Raw genomic sequence first — 13,275 nt, 5'->3', positions numbered from 1 at the left:
TTCTAAAGAACGAGGGTTTCGCGCAGATGCTTGAAAAGCTTGCGGGCGCTGACCGGCGGCTTTTCCTGCTCGCGCTCTTTGCGGGCGTTGCGTACCAGTTGGCGAATGGCCTGGCGGTCGGCGTCCGGATGCTCCGCCAGAAAGCGGTCCACGGCGGGGTCGCCTTCGTCGATCAAGCGGTCGCGCCACTTTTCGAGGCGGTGAAACGCATGATCGCGCTGGTTTTTCTCCGCTTCGATGGCGTCGAACACCGCGTGGATCGCCTCGAGATCCTCCTTGCGCACCAGCTTGCCGACGTACTGCATATGGCGACGGCGCCCTTCGTGGGAGCGAATGCGCGAGGTTTCCTCGATGGCGGCGAGCAGGTCGTCGGATAACGGAAAGCGCGCGCGTTCGGCGGGCTTCATGGCAATGAGCGTCTCGCCCAGCGTCTGGAGTTCGTGCATTTCGCGCTTGAGCTGGGACTTGCTGGGCCGCTCGAGCGGTTCATCGAACTGATCGTCAGGGCCGCTAGCGGGGCGTTTTTTAGGCATACAGGCACTCACTTAATAGATTTGTCGCCAGCTAGTATACCAGCTGCGACCACGACATTTGATCCGCCAGCCACGATAGGCGATGAGGAGAGAGTTATGGCACAGGCATTCGATGCAGCCGCTCAGGAAAAGGAGTTGGTCGCGCGCGCCCAGGAAGCTCTGGCGCTTGCCAAAGAGCTGGGCGCCGATGAAGCCGAGGTAGGCGCAAGCGTCGACCAGGGGCTTGGCGTGAGCGTCCGCCTGGGCGAGGTCGAAACCGTCGAGCTTTCCCGGGATCAGGGAATTGCGGTCACGCTTTACGTGGGCAAACGCAAGGGCAGTGCTTCGTCGAGTGACGCAAGCTCGGCGTCGATCAAAGCGGCGGTCGAGAAGGCGCTGGCAATTGCCCAATACACCGGCGAAGACCCGGCGGCGGGGCTCGCCGACGCCTCGCTAATGGCCACCGAGTTTCCGGATCTCGACGTTCACCACCCCTGGGCGCTAGACACCGAGCGCGCCACCGAACTGGCGCTTGCCTGCGAGCAAGCCGGGCGCGACGTGGCGGGTATTCATCAGTCCGAAGGCGCGTCGCTTTCAAGCGGCGAGGGCGTGCGGGTCTACGCCAACAGCCACGGCTTCATGGGGACCCAAAAAGGCAGCAGCCACTCGCTTTCCTGCATGCTGATCGCCCAGGACGAGCAGGGCATGCAGCGCGACTACGACTACACCAGCGCCCGGGACCCGCGCGCGCTTCGAGACCCGGAAAGCGTAGGCCGTGAGGCGGCCAGGCGTACCCTGCGCAGGCTCGGCGCCAAGCGTCCGCCGACCGGCACCTTTCCGGTCCTTTTCGACCCCTCCCAGGCAAGCGGGCTGGTGGGCCACCTGATGGGGGCACTGGCCGGCGGCGCGCTTTATCGCGAAGCCTCGTTTCTATGCGACAAGCTTGGCGAGCCGCTTTTCCCAAAGTGGTTCAGCCTCGAGGAGCGCCCGCTGGAAGTGGGGGCCATGGCGAGCTCGCCCTTCGACGGCGAAGGCGTGCAGACTCGCCACAACCGGTTCATCGAAAACGGGCGCATCGCAAGCTACATGCTCTCCTCCTACAGCGCGCGGCGCCTTGGCATGAGCACCACCGGCAACGCGGGCGGGGCGCGTAATATTCGTCTCGAAGCGCCGTTGGAAAGTCTGGACGCACTTCTCGAGCGCATGGGGCGTGGGGTGCTTGTCACCGAGTTGATGGGCCAGGGCGTGAATGGCGTTACCGGCGACTACTCGCGCGGCGCGGCGGGGTTCTGGGTAGAAAACGGCAAAATTCAGTATCCGGTGGAGGAGTTCACCATCGCGGGCAACCTCAAGACCATGTTTAGCGGGCTGAGTGGGTTGGGCGACGACCTGGACACCCGGGGCAGCATCCATACGGGCAGCTGGCTGGTCGATGCCATGACCGTGGCCGGTAGCTGATCCCGATACACGCCACTTGCTAAAGCAAAAGCCCGCCGTTCAAAACGGCGGGCTTTTTATTGGGCAGGCTTTTTTAAACGCTAAAAAGTAGGCGCTAAAAAGAGCGCTCAGCGTATACGGCGGTAGTTCGCGTCCAGCCCCAACCGCTCGAGCAGACGGGTGAACAAGAAGGCTTCGTCGCCGGTGAGTGAACGGCTCAGGCAGTTCAGGTACTCACGGCGCGAGTAGCGCCACCAGCGCGGCGCCTTGTAGGCATCGAGGTCGATGGCGACCATGCGCCCGTCGCGTACCAAAAAGTTGCCGGTATGTAGGCCGCGACAGTGAATGCCGTTTTGATCGAACGCCACCAGGGCATCCAAATATTGCGCCTGCAGGTCTGGCGAGTCCAGGATCAGCTCCTTTAGCGCCACGCCGTGGATATTTTGGGTGGCCAACCGGTAGGGGCGGGCCTCGGTGATCGTTGGCGTGGCAATGCCCAGCGCGTCCAGGCGCGAGGCAATCAGCGCGAAGTTGAGCCCGGGGTAGGGGCGAATGCGCAGCAGGTAGCGCAGCCGGTCGAAGGTCTTGGGTTGGAAGGTCTTGATGAACTGGTCGTGCTCGGGGTCAAAGTGGACCCGGGAGTATTTGCCGGTTTGGATTAGCTGCATATTTTGCTCGACAGGTGGATGGGGACGCTGCCGCTTATGGCCCGTTGTCAGGTATCTTCGTCGAAGCGGGCGTCGAACAGTGCTTGAATCGCTTCCAGGGTCTGTTCGGCGTCCTGGCCCACGGCTTCGACGGTCAGCGCCGTACCGCAGGGCGCGGCCAGCATTAAAAGCGACATGATGTTGGCGGCGTCGGCCTTCTGGGTCTGCTTATAGACGTATACCCGAGACTCGAACCGCTGCGCGCAGGTGACAAGCTTGGTGGCGGCGCGGGCGTGAAGGCCGCGCTGGTTGGTCAATGTAAGAATTCTTTCGGGCACCCTGGTTCCTTTTTGCCTAGCGGTGTCTTGGTTGAATGTGCGTGGTTCATAAGGGATGACACGGCAAGCTCCCGCCGCCCAGCATTACGATGGGGTGGCGTCATCAACGCTGTAGTGAATGCCCAGCTCGCGGTGGCGAAGCTGTACGCTGGAGCGCTTATCGAGCATCTTTTTGGCCAGCTGTTCGACCATGTACACCGAGCGGTGCTGGCCGCCGGTACAGCCGATAGCGATGGTCATGTAGCTGCGCTGGCTGCTCTGGTAGGCCGGAAGCCACTTCTCCAGCCAGTTGAGAATATCCATGCCCATCTCATCGACGACCGGATAGGCCTCTAAAAAGGTGGCAATCTCGGCGTCGCGCCCGGTGAAGTGTCTAAGCGTCGGGTCCCAGTAAGGGTTGGGCAGACAGCGGATATCGAACACGATATCCGCGTCCAGCGGCACTCCCCGCTTGTAGCCAAACGACTCGAGCGTCAGGGTGAGCTGGCTCTGGCGCTGGTGGCCCAGCTGGTCGGTGATCCGTCCGCGCAAATCGTGCACCGTCAGCCGCGAGGTGTCGATCATTAGATCCGCCAGTTCGCGGATGCCAAAAAGCGTCTCTTCCTCCTTGGCGATCGCTTCTTCCAGGGTCATCCCGCTGTCCCGGGTCAGCGGGTGGCGCCGGCGCGTGGCCGAATAGCGCTCGAGCAAAATCCGGGCGTCGGTGGTGAGATAAATCACCTGTACGCGGGTACTGCCGGATTTGATGTCCTGAAGCAGCGCCGGAAAGCGCTCCAGGGCGGTGGGCAGGTTGCGCGCGTCGATACTGACCGCCAGGTGCGTGCGCTCGCCTTGTTGTCTTAGCTCATCGACCAGTGAACCCAGCAGCATGGCCGGCAAGTTGTCGATGGCGTAGTAGCCCAGGTCCTCCAGCGCCTGAAGCGCAATAGACTTTCCCGACCCGGAGCGGCCGCTGATAATCACCAGTTGCATAGTGTTTCTCTTCGGTCTGTAGGGCTGGGTGGGTAGGGCCTTTATTTAGCTGCCCGTTTGCTCGCGAATTTTGGCGGTGACGATCTCCAAAAGCTCGCGCTGGCTCTCGCATTTGCGAAACTGCGCGCGCGTGGCGGCGTCATTCATGATGGTGGCAACCTGACCCAACAGCGCAAGGTGGGTGTCGTCGGCCTCTTCCGGCACCAGCAGTACAAACACCAAATCCACCGGGTCACCGTCGATGGCGTCGAAATCCACCGGTTCGGCAAGCTTTAGAAAGCCGGCGATAGGGGCGCTGCAGTGAGGGCTGCGGGCATGGGGAATCGCGACCCCATTACCAATGCCGGTACTGCCTAATCGCTCGCGGCCTATCAGACGGCTGAACACTTCCTGGCTATCCAGGCTGGGCGTATTTTGGGCGATGAAGGTGCTGAAGAACTCCAGCACGCGCTTTTTGCTGCCCCCGGGGACGTCGAACAGCACGCGCTCCGGGGGGAGTATGGTTTCCAGGGTCATCGATTTAACGCACGCCAGCGCCCTGGGCGCGAGCTTGTGCTTTTTCCTTGTGTTTTACGAGTTGGCGGTCGATTTTGTCGGCCAGCGCGTCAATGGCGGCGTACATGTCGTTGTCCTGGGCTTCGGCGTGCAAATCGGCGCCGGCCGCATGGAGGGTGCAGGCGGCCTGCTGACGCTCTTTCTCGATGGAAAGCGTGACATGAACGGTGGTGATATTGTCGTAGTGACGCTCGATACGTTCGAGTTTTTCATTAACGTAATCGCGCAGAGCGTCGGTCAGTTCCAGGTGATGGCCCGTAATATTGACTTGCATCGACGTACTCCTAATCCAGGACTGTCCTTTGATTGTAACCCTTTTTCTACCGTTGCAAAGCCCCGGCGGCCAGTTTCACTTTTTAACGCAAACGCCGCCGTTCGCTGGAGGAGGGAATCCCCATGGCCTCGCGGTATTTTGCCACCGTGCGCCGCGCTACGCTAATACCGCCATCTTCCAATAGTGACACCAGGCGGCTGTCCGAGAGCGGCTTGCCCGGCGTCTCTTCTTGAATCAGTTTTTTCAACCGGGCGCGGATCGCCGTGCTGGAGTGGCTGTCGTTGCCATCATGACCGCTCACCTGGCTCGAGAAGAAGTACTTGAGCTCGAATACGCCGCGGGGGGTGTGAATGTATTTTTGCGTCGTCACCCGTGAAATCGTCGACTCGTGCATCTCCACGGCCTCGGCGATATCGGCGAGTATCAAGGGTTTCATGGCCTCTTCGCCGCGCTCCAAAAAGCCAAGCTGGCGGGCGATGATCTCGCGACCGACGCGTAACAGCGTATCGTTGCGACTCGAAAGGCTCTTGATCAGCCAGCGAGCCTCTTGTAGGTGCTCTTTTAAAAACTGGTTGTCCTGGCTCTTGTCCGCCCGCTTGATCAGGCTTGCGTAATCAGGCTGGACGCGCAGCCGCGGAAGCGCCTCGGGGTTGAGCTCGAGGTGCCAGCCTTCGTTATCGTGGCGTACCACTAGATCCGGAGTGATGTAGCTATCGTTGGTGATGCCATATGCGCTGCCCGGGCGCGGGTCCAGGCTTCTGATCAGTCCGATGACGTCATCGAGTTGCTCGTCGTCAAGCCCCAGGCGGCGCTTCAAAAGGCGCATGTCGTCCTTGCCGAGCGCTTCGAGAAACTGGCGCACCAGGCGCTTGGCGGGCACCAGAAGCGGCGTGTCGTCGGCCAGGGTGGCGAGTTGGAGCATCAGACATTCGCGAAGGTCGCGGGCGAAAACGCCGGTGGGTTCGAACTGCTGCATACGCATCAGCGTGTTTTCTACCTCGCGCTGACTCAAACCCTCGAGCCCCTGGGCCTTGAGCCCTTCGCGAATATCGTTGAGAGGCTGGGTGAGGTAGCCGTTGGGGTCCAGCGCGTCGATCAGGCTTTCGGCAATGGCGTATTCGCGCTCACTGGCGTCGGTCATGGCCAGCTGCCAAAGCAGGTGGCCATGCAGGCTTTGGCCTGCTGCCTGGCGCTCGAAATCCGGCCCCTCACTGCCGGCGCTGGCCGCCATGTCCTGATAGGTGTCGGACCACTCGCTATCGATGGAGAGTTCGCTGGGGATGCTCTCTTCCCATTCGGCTTCGGCGGTCTCGGTCACGCTCTCTTCGCCAAACTCGTCCTCTTGTTCCAGCAACGGGTTGGCGTCGAGCGCCTGCTGGATTTCCTGGCGAAGATCGAGGGTGGAAAGCTGTAGCAGGGCAATGGCCTGCTGCAGTTGAGGCGTCATGGTCAGCTGCGTGCCGACACGCAGCTGTAAAGAGGCTTTCATGACCATTGAAGAACCACTCGTTACTCGTAAAGCTCCACCCTAGTGCGAGTTGGGGTCCGGCGCAAGTGCAATAAATATGCCACTACACGGAACTTTAGGATTGGCGATGGTTTAGAGGCGGAAATCGGCGCCCAGATAGACCTCACGAACCTTCTGGTTATTCAAAATGGCGGTTGAGTCACCGCTTGCAATGATGTGGCCGTCACCCACGATATAGGCGATATCGCAGATATCCAGCGTCTCGCGCACGTTGTGGTCGGTGATTAGCACCCCGATGTGGCGTGCCTTGAGGGCCAGGATGATCGACTTGATCTCGCCGACCGAGATTGGGTCGACCCCGGCGAAGGGTTCGTCGAGCAAAATGAACGCGGGGTCGGTGGCAAGCGAGCGGGCAATCTCCACGCGGCGGCGTTCGCCGCCGGAAAGACTCATGCCCAGGTTGTCGCGGATATGGGTGATGTGGAAATCGTCGAGCAATTGCTCCAGGCGCGCCTCCCGGGCGCGGCGGTCCAGCTCCTTGCGCGTTTCCAGAATCGCCATGATGTTATCGGCCACCGACAGCTTGCGAAAAATCGATGCCTCCTGGGGGAGGTAGCCGATGCCGGCGGTGGCGCGTTCGTGCATCGGTGCCCGGGTCAGGTCGCGCTCGTCGATTCCTACCGTGCCGGCATCGGCCTTGACCAGGCCCACGATCATATAAAACGAGGTGGTCTTGCCCGCCCCGTTGGGCCCGAGTAGGCCCACCACGCTGCCCTGGGTGATCTCCAGGTTGATGTCTTTTACCACCCGGCGGCGCTTGTAGCTTTTGGCGAGATGGCGGGCGTGAAGCGTTTTGACCGCCCCAGATTGCGTGCTCGACACGGTCATTCTCCTATTGCGCGGGCTGTAGCGTCATGCGGATGCGCTGGTTGTCGCTACCGCTAACGTCTGAGCGCGCCTGAACCACTTCGCGGTCGATGAAGTACTCAAGGCGCCCGCCCTGAAAGCGGTCGGCTCGCTGGTGGAGTTCGGCCTGGTCGATAAGCTCGATGCGCCGTTCGCTGACGTGGTAGACGATACGCCGCGCCCAACCTTCCATCGGGCCTTCGTCGTTTTCGAGCTGATTACGAAGGTAGGCGCGCTCGCCGGTGGCCACTGCCTGGGAAAGCTCGCCGGCGTCGTTGCGCGAGATTTCGACACGGTCGCCGCGAATCTGCATTTCCCCCTGGCGGATATCCACATTGCCGGAGTAGACGGCGGTACCCGCGCGCTGATCAAGATCGAGCCGGTCGGCTTCGACTTCGACGGGGGCTTGGCTTGTCTGGGCGGCGGCGCTCAAAGGCAGGGCCAGTACCAATAGCGCGGTACGTAAAAACGGGTGCATAACGACTCCTAAGGCGTTGAGCGGGCAGGCGGGTGAGTGCCGCGTACGTTATCGGTGAGCCGGACCTGGCTCGTGTCGAGCCAGACATCCATGCGGTTGGCGCTCATCTGCTGAGGGGGCTGCTGTAAAAGGGCCGGTGCCTCGGTGTAGGCGTGGCGGTCGACGCCATCGTAGTGTAACCGCTCGGTGTCGAGCTGCCAGCCCTCCTCCGGGGCGAGCAGTCTGGCCGAGCCCTCCATGACCAGCGACTGACGCTCGTTTTGCAGTATGCCGTGGTCGGCGCTGGCGAGCCACTGGCGCTGGTCGGAATCGAATAGCGTCGCGCGCGGCGCGTCGACCTCGGTCAGCGCTTGCTGAGGTGTATGTACCAGGTGCGGCGTTCGAAGGTGCTGTGTGACGCCGCCGGTTTCGCCAAACAGCGTAAGCTCGGCATTTTCCAGCACATGGCCGGGTTCCTCGCGCTGTACGTCCGGGTCGACCTCGACGACCTCCGGCCCGCGCGGGTCGAGCCAGACGAGCCAGGCCCCCAGCGCAATGACCAGCGCCGGTAGCCACAGGCGTTTTCTGATCCGCGTTATCGTCAAACCCGCCATCGCGTTGCCTCTAGAGGTAGGTGTCCATCACCGCGTCCCAGTGGCCCTGGGTCATCAGCAGCGTATCGCAAATTTCGCGCACCGCGCCGTGGCCGCCAAGTGAGTCGGTGATCCAGTCGGCGTGGGTATGCATGTAGTCCGGCGCGTTGGGCACGGTAATGCCGACACCGGCCCGTTTGATGCAGCCAAGATCGGGCAGATCGTCGCCGCAATAGGCCACCTGATCGAGGGTGATGTCCAAACGCTTACAGAGCGCTTTAAGGGTATCGAGCTTGTGCTCGACGCCTTGATAGACGTGGGTGATCCCTAGCGACTTCGCGCGTTGGCTGACCATGGGCGAATCTCGGCCGGTGATCAGCGCGACGTGAAAACCGGCGCGCTTCAAAAGCTTGAGGCCGTGGCCGTCCTGGGTGTGAAAAGCCTTGATCTCGACACCGTCGGCCTGAAAGTAGAGGCGGCCGTCGGTGAGTACTCCGTCCACGTCGATCGCGAGCAGGCGAACGTGGCGGATGCGGTCGTTTAAAGCATCGGGTACGGCCATGGAGTCTCCTTTATAGCGGTATTGGGACTGAGTACGGTTTAAATCACGCCGCTCGAAAGCAGGTCGTGCATGTGTAAGGCACCAATGGGGCGCTCGTGTTCATCGACCACCGCAAGCGCAGTAATGCGGCTATCCTCCATCAGGCGGACGGCCTCGGCGGCGAGCATGTCCGGGCGGATGCGCTTGCCCGGACGAGTCATGACCGTATCGACGCTGATGACACGTAAATCGTGGTGTTCGTCGAGGGTCCGGCGCAGGTCACCGTCGGTGTAAACGCCGGCCAGTCGGCCCTGGGCGTCGACCACGCAGGTAAAGCCAAGCCCCTGGCGGGTGATTTCCAAAAGCGCATCGCGAAGCGGGCTGCCCAAGGGGACCGTCGGCAGACGCTCGCCGCTGTGCATCAGATCCTTCACGCGCAGAAGCAAACGCTTGCCAAGGCTGCCACCGGGGTGGGAAAGTGCGAAGTCCTCCGCAGTAAAGCCCCGCGCCTCCAAAAGCGCGACTGCCAGCGCGTCCCCCAGCGCCAGGGCCGCGGTGGTCGAGCTGGTCGGCGCCAGGTCGAGCGGGCACGCCTCCCGGGCCACGCCGCTATTCAGATGGGCGTCGGCGTGGGTGCCAAGCGTGGACTCGGGGCGGCCGGTCATGCTGATCAAAGGCACGCCCAAACGCTTCAAAAGCGGCAAGAGGGCGGTGACCTCGGCGGTTTCGCCGGAATTCGAGAGCGCGATGACCACATCCGAGCGGGTGATCATCCCCAGGTCGCCGTGGCTCGCTTCACCCGGGTGGACGAAAAAGGCCGGCGTGCCGGTGCTGGCAAGCGTGGCCGCCAGCTTGCCGGCGATATGGCCGGATTTGCCCATGCCGGTCACGACCACCCGCCCCTGGCAGGCCAGAATCAAGGCGCAGGCGTGATCGAAATGTTCGTCCAACTTTTCCTGAAGCTCGCCTATGGCGGCCTGCTCGATTTGTAGCGTGCGCAGGGCGCTTTCACGTAACGCGCTGGGGGAGGCGAGAGGCGCTGACATTATGGGCTCACTAAGCTTGCGGTATTAAGGCCTTAGAATAGCATTTTGGATCAATGGATAGGTATCGCCGTTTTGACAATTCCTTGTAGAGCAACGTTTTAAAAAACATCCTTTTGGGCGGCTTCGCGCGTAACGGGTAGCGTTGAGGTACAATGTTCGCTAATATTTCGGAAACACTGTTTTTAAATTGCCGGTCTTGATGAGCCCGTGCCCAAGCGTTAGCCATGACTTTAATGGTCGCGATATTTTAGCGTTAGTGGTGTCCCGGCCCTGGCGTCGACGATACCGCCGTTAAATCTCGATACGCAAAGTCAGTCAGCTATCCGCCCTGTGAGGAGGGTTTATCCACTCATGACGCAAATACCCTTCATTGAAATCGAAGACCTTCACTTTTCCCGAGGCGAGCACGAAATTTTTCGCGGCGTGAACATGCGTATCCCGCGGGGGCAGGTCACCGCCATCATGGGCCCCAGCGGTACGGGTAAAACCACGCTGTTGAAACTGATCGGCGGCCAACTGGAGCCGGACCGCGGTCGTGTGCTGATCGACGGGCAGGACGTTCATAAACTTTCGCGCAAGGCGCTTTTTGCCCTTCGCAAACGTATGGGCATGCTGTTTCAAAGCGGCGCGCTTTTCTCGGATCTGAACGTTTTCGAAAACGTGGCGTTTCCGCTTAGAGTGCATACCGACCTGCCCGAGGCGATGATTCGCGATCTGGTGCTTTTGAAGCTTCAGGCGGTGGGGCTTCGAGGTGCACGCGAGCTGACCCCCGCCGAGCTTTCCGGCGGCATGGCGCGGCGGGTGGCGCTGGCGCGCGCCATCGCTCTGGACCCGGAGCTGGTGCTTTACGATGAGCCCTTCGTCGGTCAGGATCCGATCTCCATGGGCGTGCTGGTGCAACTGATCAAGCGCCTGAACGAGGCGCTCAGGCTGACTTCGGTGGTGGTCTCCCACGATATCAAGGAGACGCTGAGCATTGCCGACTACCTGTATCTGATCGCCGATGGTCAGGTCGTGGCCGAGGGCACGCCGGACACCTTCGATACCAACGACGACCCCCGGGTGAGCCAGTTCGTTCACGGCGAGCCCGACGGGCCAGTGCCGTTTCACTACCCGGCGGCAAGCTTCTATAGCGATATGCTGGGCCAGGCGCTGCCCAAAAGGACAGAGTAATGCAGGCACTATTCAAGCAAGTCGCAAGGCTTGGTCGTAAAGGATGCGACACGGTAGAGGCCCTGGGCCGCGCCGGGGCATTTCTTGCCCAGTCGAGTGTCGGCGTTCCCTCCAAAGAGGGTTTTTCGCTTTGGCTGCGACAGATGCACTTTATCGGCGTACTGTCGATCGCCATCGTGCTGGTATCGGGGCTATTTATCGGCATGGTGCTGGCGCTGCAGGGCTATACTATTCTGGTCGACTTCGGCGCCGAGCAGGCGCTTGGGCAGATGGTGGCGCTGTCGCTTTTGCGAGAGCTTGCCCCGGTGGTCGCCGCGCTGCTGTTTGCCGGCCGTGCCGGGTCGGCACTAACCGCCGAGATAGGCTTGATGAAAGCCACCGAGCAGCTGACCAGCATGGAAATGATTGGCGTGGACCCGCTCAAGCGCGTGGTGGCCCCCAGGCTCTGGGCCGGGTTCGTGGCGCTGCCCATTCTGACCGTTGGCTTTAGCGTCGTCGGTATCTGGGGAGGCTACCTGGTCGGTGTCGAGTGGCTGGGCGTGTTCGAAGGCTCCTACTGGAGCAACATGCAGGCAAGCGTTGCCTTCGTGAGCGACGTGGGCAACGGCATGATCAAAAGCCTGGTGTTCGCCCTGGTCGTCACGTGGATCGCAGTTTTTCAGGGTTACGATTTGGTACCTACTTCCGAAGGGATTTCCCGGGCGACGACGCGTACCGTCGTCTACTCGTCCCTGGCCGTGTTGGGCCTTGATTTTGTACTTACCGCCGTCATGTTCGGCGGCCTTTGATAGCGGGAGCACGTTCATGAAACGCAGTAAAGCCATGGAGTTCGGCGTCGGTCTGTTTATGCTGGCGGGCATCGTCGGGCTCGTTTTTCTGGGCCTTCGGGTTAGCGGGCTTTCGCTTTCGGCGCCAACACAAACGTTTCAGCTGGAAGCCAATTTTTCCAACATTGGTGGCCTCAAACCGCGCGCGCGGGTCACGATGGCCGGTGTCACCGTGGGTCGGGTCGAGTCCATCGACCTGGATACCGACTGGTACGATGCCCGCGTTGTGCTGCGTCTGGATAACGACCTGGAGGGGCAGCTCTCCCAGGATACGACGGCGGCGATTCTCACGGCGGGCCTTTTGGGCGAACAGTACGTGGGGCTGACCGTCGGCGGGGCGCCGGACACGCTCGAAGACGGTGGCGTTATCCGCGACACCCAGTCGGCGCTGGTACTGGAAGAACTAATTCAGCAATTTGTATCCAACATGGTTAGCAGCTAAACCTGTACCGGATTCGTTATAAAACACTCAGTCGAGAGGTAGAATGTCATGAAAGCCTTCAATAACCCGCTAAGTTACTGGTTGACGGTGCTACTGGCGGCCGTGGTGTTTGCGCTGCCGGCGACCGCCAGCGCCCAGAGCCAGTCCCCCGAGGCGATGATTCGTGAAAACGTAGCCGGCTTCATGGCACGTATCGACGGCCGCGAAAGCTACTACGCCAATAATATTAACGAGCTCAAGTCGATCGTCGATGAAACGCTGGACGAGGTCGCAGACTTTCGTTATATCGGCGCAAGCGTGATGGGGAGCTATTTCCAGAACGCGTCGCCGGAACAGCGCAGCCGTTTTGCCAGCGTCTTTCGCCAGACCCTGATCGATACCTACGCCCGTGGCCTTGTGACCTACGACTACGAAGACCTGCGCGTGCTCGATAACCAGCGTGGCCAGCGTTACGAAGACCAGGCAACGGTCGACATGCAGGTCGTGGCCAGTGGCGGCCAGGTCTATCCGGTCAGCTATAGCCTGCGCCAGACCAATGGTGAATGGCGCGTCGTCAACGTGATCGTTAACGGCATCAACCTGGGGCTTACTTTCCGCAACCAGTTCGACCAGGCCATGCGTCAGCAAAATCGCGACTACGATGCGGTCATCCGCAACTGGTCGCCGGAAGTAGGCGTGGAAGAGCTCGAACAGGGGGGCGATGCGTGACCCAACTGGTAACCCAGGACGGTGTAACGCTCGATCAACAGGGCGCGACACTGTTTCTCCAGGGCGGTTTGACCATGAACGCAGCGGCCCAGGTGGCCGCTGCGGGCACGTTGTGGCTCGAGCAAAGCGCATCGACCCCTGTGACGCTTGATTTTACCGGTGTCGAAACCGCTAGCAGCGTGGCTTTGAGCGTGCTTTTCGAGTGGTTGAGAACCTGTGGTCAGCGCGCCATTACCGTGGAGCGTATCGCGCTTTCACCCCCCTTGATGCGCCTGGCTTCGCTCGCCGAACTCGATGATATGATCGACGCGCCCCACCTCGCCTTGACCTCTTGAGACCGGCATCGCCAAGCGCGATGCTTTTCTTTATCATGTCGCCT

The 13,275-nt window shown here is 61.1% G+C and carries 18 protein-coding genes; 6 read left to right on the top strand and 12 right to left on the bottom strand.

Annotation, left to right across the window (positions count from 1 at the left end; all coding sequences use genetic code 11):
• Positions 1-2 precede the first annotated feature (2 nt).
• Positions 3-533 (bottom strand): ribosome biogenesis factor YjgA, encoded by a 531-nt coding sequence (gene yjgA / locus ACWHRL_RS10245; protein WP_447529057.1) that lies wholly within the window; start codon positions 531-533, stop codon positions 3-5.
• A 96-nt stretch (positions 534-629) separates the two neighbouring features.
• On the opposite strand from yjgA, the gene pmbA reads away from it, so the two are divergent.
• Positions 630-1,970: a metalloprotease PmbA gene (pmbA, locus tag ACWHRL_RS10240; protein WP_447893554.1), complete on the top strand. Its 1,341-nt coding sequence runs from the start codon at positions 630-632 to the stop codon at positions 1,968-1,970.
• A gap of 107 nt (positions 1,971-2,077) precedes the next feature.
• On the opposite strand, the gene ACWHRL_RS10235 is transcribed toward pmbA, so the two are convergent.
• The 11 genes from ACWHRL_RS10235 to ACWHRL_RS10185 all read right to left on the bottom strand — a co-directional run bounded on the left by ACWHRL_RS10235 (position 2,078) and on the right by ACWHRL_RS10185 (position 9,746).
• The gene (locus ACWHRL_RS10235) at positions 2,078-2,617 is read right to left on the bottom strand and encodes a hypothetical protein (RefSeq protein WP_447529055.1); all 540 of its coding nucleotides are present in this window, start codon (positions 2,615-2,617) and stop codon (positions 2,078-2,080) included.
• Between the two features lie 47 nt (positions 2,618-2,664).
• A complete protein-coding gene (locus ACWHRL_RS10230) occupies positions 2,665-2,934 on the bottom strand; it encodes an HPr family phosphocarrier protein (protein WP_447529054.1) in 270 nt (89 codons plus the stop codon).
• 84 nt (positions 2,935-3,018) lie between these two features.
• Complete coding sequence (gene rapZ, locus ACWHRL_RS10225; protein WP_447529053.1) at positions 3,019-3,906, bottom strand: RNase adapter RapZ; 888 nt, start codon at positions 3,904-3,906, stop codon at positions 3,019-3,021.
• 45 nt (positions 3,907-3,951) lie between these two features.
• Positions 3,952-4,422 (bottom strand): PTS sugar transporter subunit IIA, encoded by a 471-nt coding sequence (locus ACWHRL_RS10220; protein WP_447529052.1) that lies wholly within the window; start codon positions 4,420-4,422, stop codon positions 3,952-3,954.
• Positions 4,423-4,426: 4 nt separating this feature from the next.
• The gene (gene hpf, locus ACWHRL_RS10215; RefSeq protein WP_447529051.1) at positions 4,427-4,735 is read right to left on the bottom strand and encodes a ribosome hibernation-promoting factor, HPF/YfiA family; all 309 of its coding nucleotides are present in this window, start codon (positions 4,733-4,735) and stop codon (positions 4,427-4,429) included.
• An 82-nt stretch (positions 4,736-4,817) separates the two neighbouring features.
• Positions 4,818-6,230: an RNA polymerase factor sigma-54 gene (locus ACWHRL_RS10210; RefSeq protein ID WP_447529050.1), complete on the bottom strand. Its 1,413-nt coding sequence runs from the start codon at positions 6,228-6,230 to the stop codon at positions 4,818-4,820.
• A gap of 105 nt (positions 6,231-6,335) precedes the next feature.
• Positions 6,336-7,085, bottom strand: a complete 750-nt coding sequence (lptB, locus tag ACWHRL_RS10205) for an LPS export ABC transporter ATP-binding protein (protein WP_447529049.1) — start codon at positions 7,083-7,085, stop codon at positions 6,336-6,338.
• Between the two features lie 10 nt (positions 7,086-7,095).
• Positions 7,096-7,587: a lipopolysaccharide transport periplasmic protein LptA gene (lptA, locus tag ACWHRL_RS10200; protein WP_447893553.1), complete on the bottom strand. Its 492-nt coding sequence runs from the start codon at positions 7,585-7,587 to the stop codon at positions 7,096-7,098.
• A gap of 8 nt (positions 7,588-7,595) precedes the next feature.
• On the bottom strand, positions 7,596-8,180 hold the full coding sequence (gene lptC / locus ACWHRL_RS10195) for an LPS export ABC transporter periplasmic protein LptC (RefSeq protein WP_447529047.1): 585 nt from the start codon (positions 8,178-8,180) through the stop codon (positions 7,596-7,598).
• Between the two features lie 10 nt (positions 8,181-8,190).
• On the bottom strand, positions 8,191-8,721 hold the full coding sequence (locus tag ACWHRL_RS10190; protein WP_447893552.1) for a KdsC family phosphatase: 531 nt from the start codon (positions 8,719-8,721) through the stop codon (positions 8,191-8,193).
• Between the two features lie 38 nt (positions 8,722-8,759).
• A complete protein-coding gene (locus tag ACWHRL_RS10185; protein WP_447529045.1) occupies positions 8,760-9,746 on the bottom strand; it encodes a KpsF/GutQ family sugar-phosphate isomerase in 987 nt (328 codons plus the stop codon).
• A 351-nt stretch (positions 9,747-10,097) separates the two neighbouring features.
• Here ACWHRL_RS10185 and ACWHRL_RS10180 point away from each other — a divergent pair, with 351 nt between their 5' ends.
• Genes ACWHRL_RS10180 through ACWHRL_RS10160 form a run of 5 tightly spaced genes read left to right on the top strand, consistent with a single transcriptional unit; the run spans position 10,098 to position 13,231 of the window.
• Positions 10,098-10,919 (top strand): ABC transporter ATP-binding protein, encoded by an 822-nt coding sequence (locus ACWHRL_RS10180; protein WP_447529044.1) that lies wholly within the window; start codon positions 10,098-10,100, stop codon positions 10,917-10,919.
• A complete protein-coding gene (gene mlaE, locus ACWHRL_RS10175) occupies positions 10,919-11,707 on the top strand; it encodes a lipid asymmetry maintenance ABC transporter permease subunit MlaE (protein WP_447529043.1) in 789 nt (262 codons plus the stop codon). Before ACWHRL_RS10180 ends, mlaE begins: the two co-directional genes overlap by 1 nt.
• 16 nt (positions 11,708-11,723) lie before the next feature.
• A complete protein-coding gene (mlaD, locus tag ACWHRL_RS10170) occupies positions 11,724-12,188 on the top strand; it encodes an outer membrane lipid asymmetry maintenance protein MlaD (protein ID WP_447893551.1) in 465 nt (154 codons plus the stop codon).
• Positions 12,189-12,236: 48 nt separating this feature from the next.
• Entirely contained in the window at positions 12,237-12,896 is a 660-nt protein-coding gene (locus ACWHRL_RS10165; protein ID WP_447529041.1) for an MlaC/ttg2D family ABC transporter substrate-binding protein, read from the top strand.
• Complete coding sequence (locus ACWHRL_RS10160) at positions 12,893-13,231, top strand: STAS domain-containing protein (RefSeq protein ID WP_447893550.1); 339 nt, start codon at positions 12,893-12,895, stop codon at positions 13,229-13,231. Before ACWHRL_RS10165 ends, ACWHRL_RS10160 begins: the two co-directional genes overlap by 4 nt.
• Positions 13,232-13,275: the final 44 nt, after the last annotated feature.

Source organism: Vreelandella sp. GE22, from assembly GCF_968212445.1.
The sequence above is the reverse complement of the archived record's forward strand: the minus strand, read 5'-3'. Positions and strand labels throughout refer to the sequence as shown.

Bases quoted from the DNA above. Each gene is read 5' to 3' on its own strand.
- yjgA (WP_447529057.1), bottom strand. From the start codon at position 533: ATGCCTAAAAAACGCCCCGCTAGCGGCCCTGACGATCAGTTCGATGAA.
- pmbA (WP_447893554.1), top strand. From the start codon at position 630: ATGGCACAGGCATTCGATGCAGCCGCTCAGGAAAAGGAGTTGGTCGCG.
- ACWHRL_RS10235 (WP_447529055.1), bottom strand. From the start codon at position 2,617: ATGCAGCTAATCCAAACCGGCAAATACTCCCGGGTCCACTTTGACCCC.
- rapZ (WP_447529053.1), bottom strand. From the start codon at position 3,906: ATGCAACTGGTGATTATCAGCGGCCGCTCCGGGTCGGGAAAGTCTATT.
- ACWHRL_RS10220 (WP_447529052.1), bottom strand. From the start codon at position 4,422: ATGACCCTGGAAACCATACTCCCCCCGGAGCGCGTGCTGTTCGACGTC.
- hpf (WP_447529051.1), bottom strand. From the start codon at position 4,735: ATGCAAGTCAATATTACGGGCCATCACCTGGAACTGACCGACGCTCTG.
- ACWHRL_RS10210 (WP_447529050.1), bottom strand. From the start codon at position 6,230: ATGGTCATGAAAGCCTCTTTACAGCTGCGTGTCGGCACGCAGCTGACC.
- lptA (WP_447893553.1), bottom strand. From the start codon at position 7,587: ATGCACCCGTTTTTACGTACCGCGCTATTGGTACTGGCCCTGCCTTTG.
- lptC (WP_447529047.1), bottom strand. From the start codon at position 8,180: ATGGCGGGTTTGACGATAACGCGGATCAGAAAACGCCTGTGGCTACCG.
- ACWHRL_RS10190 (WP_447893552.1), bottom strand. From the start codon at position 8,721: ATGGCCGTACCCGATGCTTTAAACGACCGCATCCGCCACGTTCGCCTG.
- ACWHRL_RS10185 (WP_447529045.1), bottom strand. From the start codon at position 9,746: ATGTCAGCGCCTCTCGCCTCCCCCAGCGCGTTACGTGAAAGCGCCCTG.
- ACWHRL_RS10180 (WP_447529044.1), top strand. From the start codon at position 10,098: ATGACGCAAATACCCTTCATTGAAATCGAAGACCTTCACTTTTCCCGA.
- mlaE (WP_447529043.1), top strand. From the start codon at position 10,919: ATGCAGGCACTATTCAAGCAAGTCGCAAGGCTTGGTCGTAAAGGATGC.
- mlaD (WP_447893551.1), top strand. From the start codon at position 11,724: ATGAAACGCAGTAAAGCCATGGAGTTCGGCGTCGGTCTGTTTATGCTG.
- ACWHRL_RS10165 (WP_447529041.1), top strand. From the start codon at position 12,237: ATGAAAGCCTTCAATAACCCGCTAAGTTACTGGTTGACGGTGCTACTG.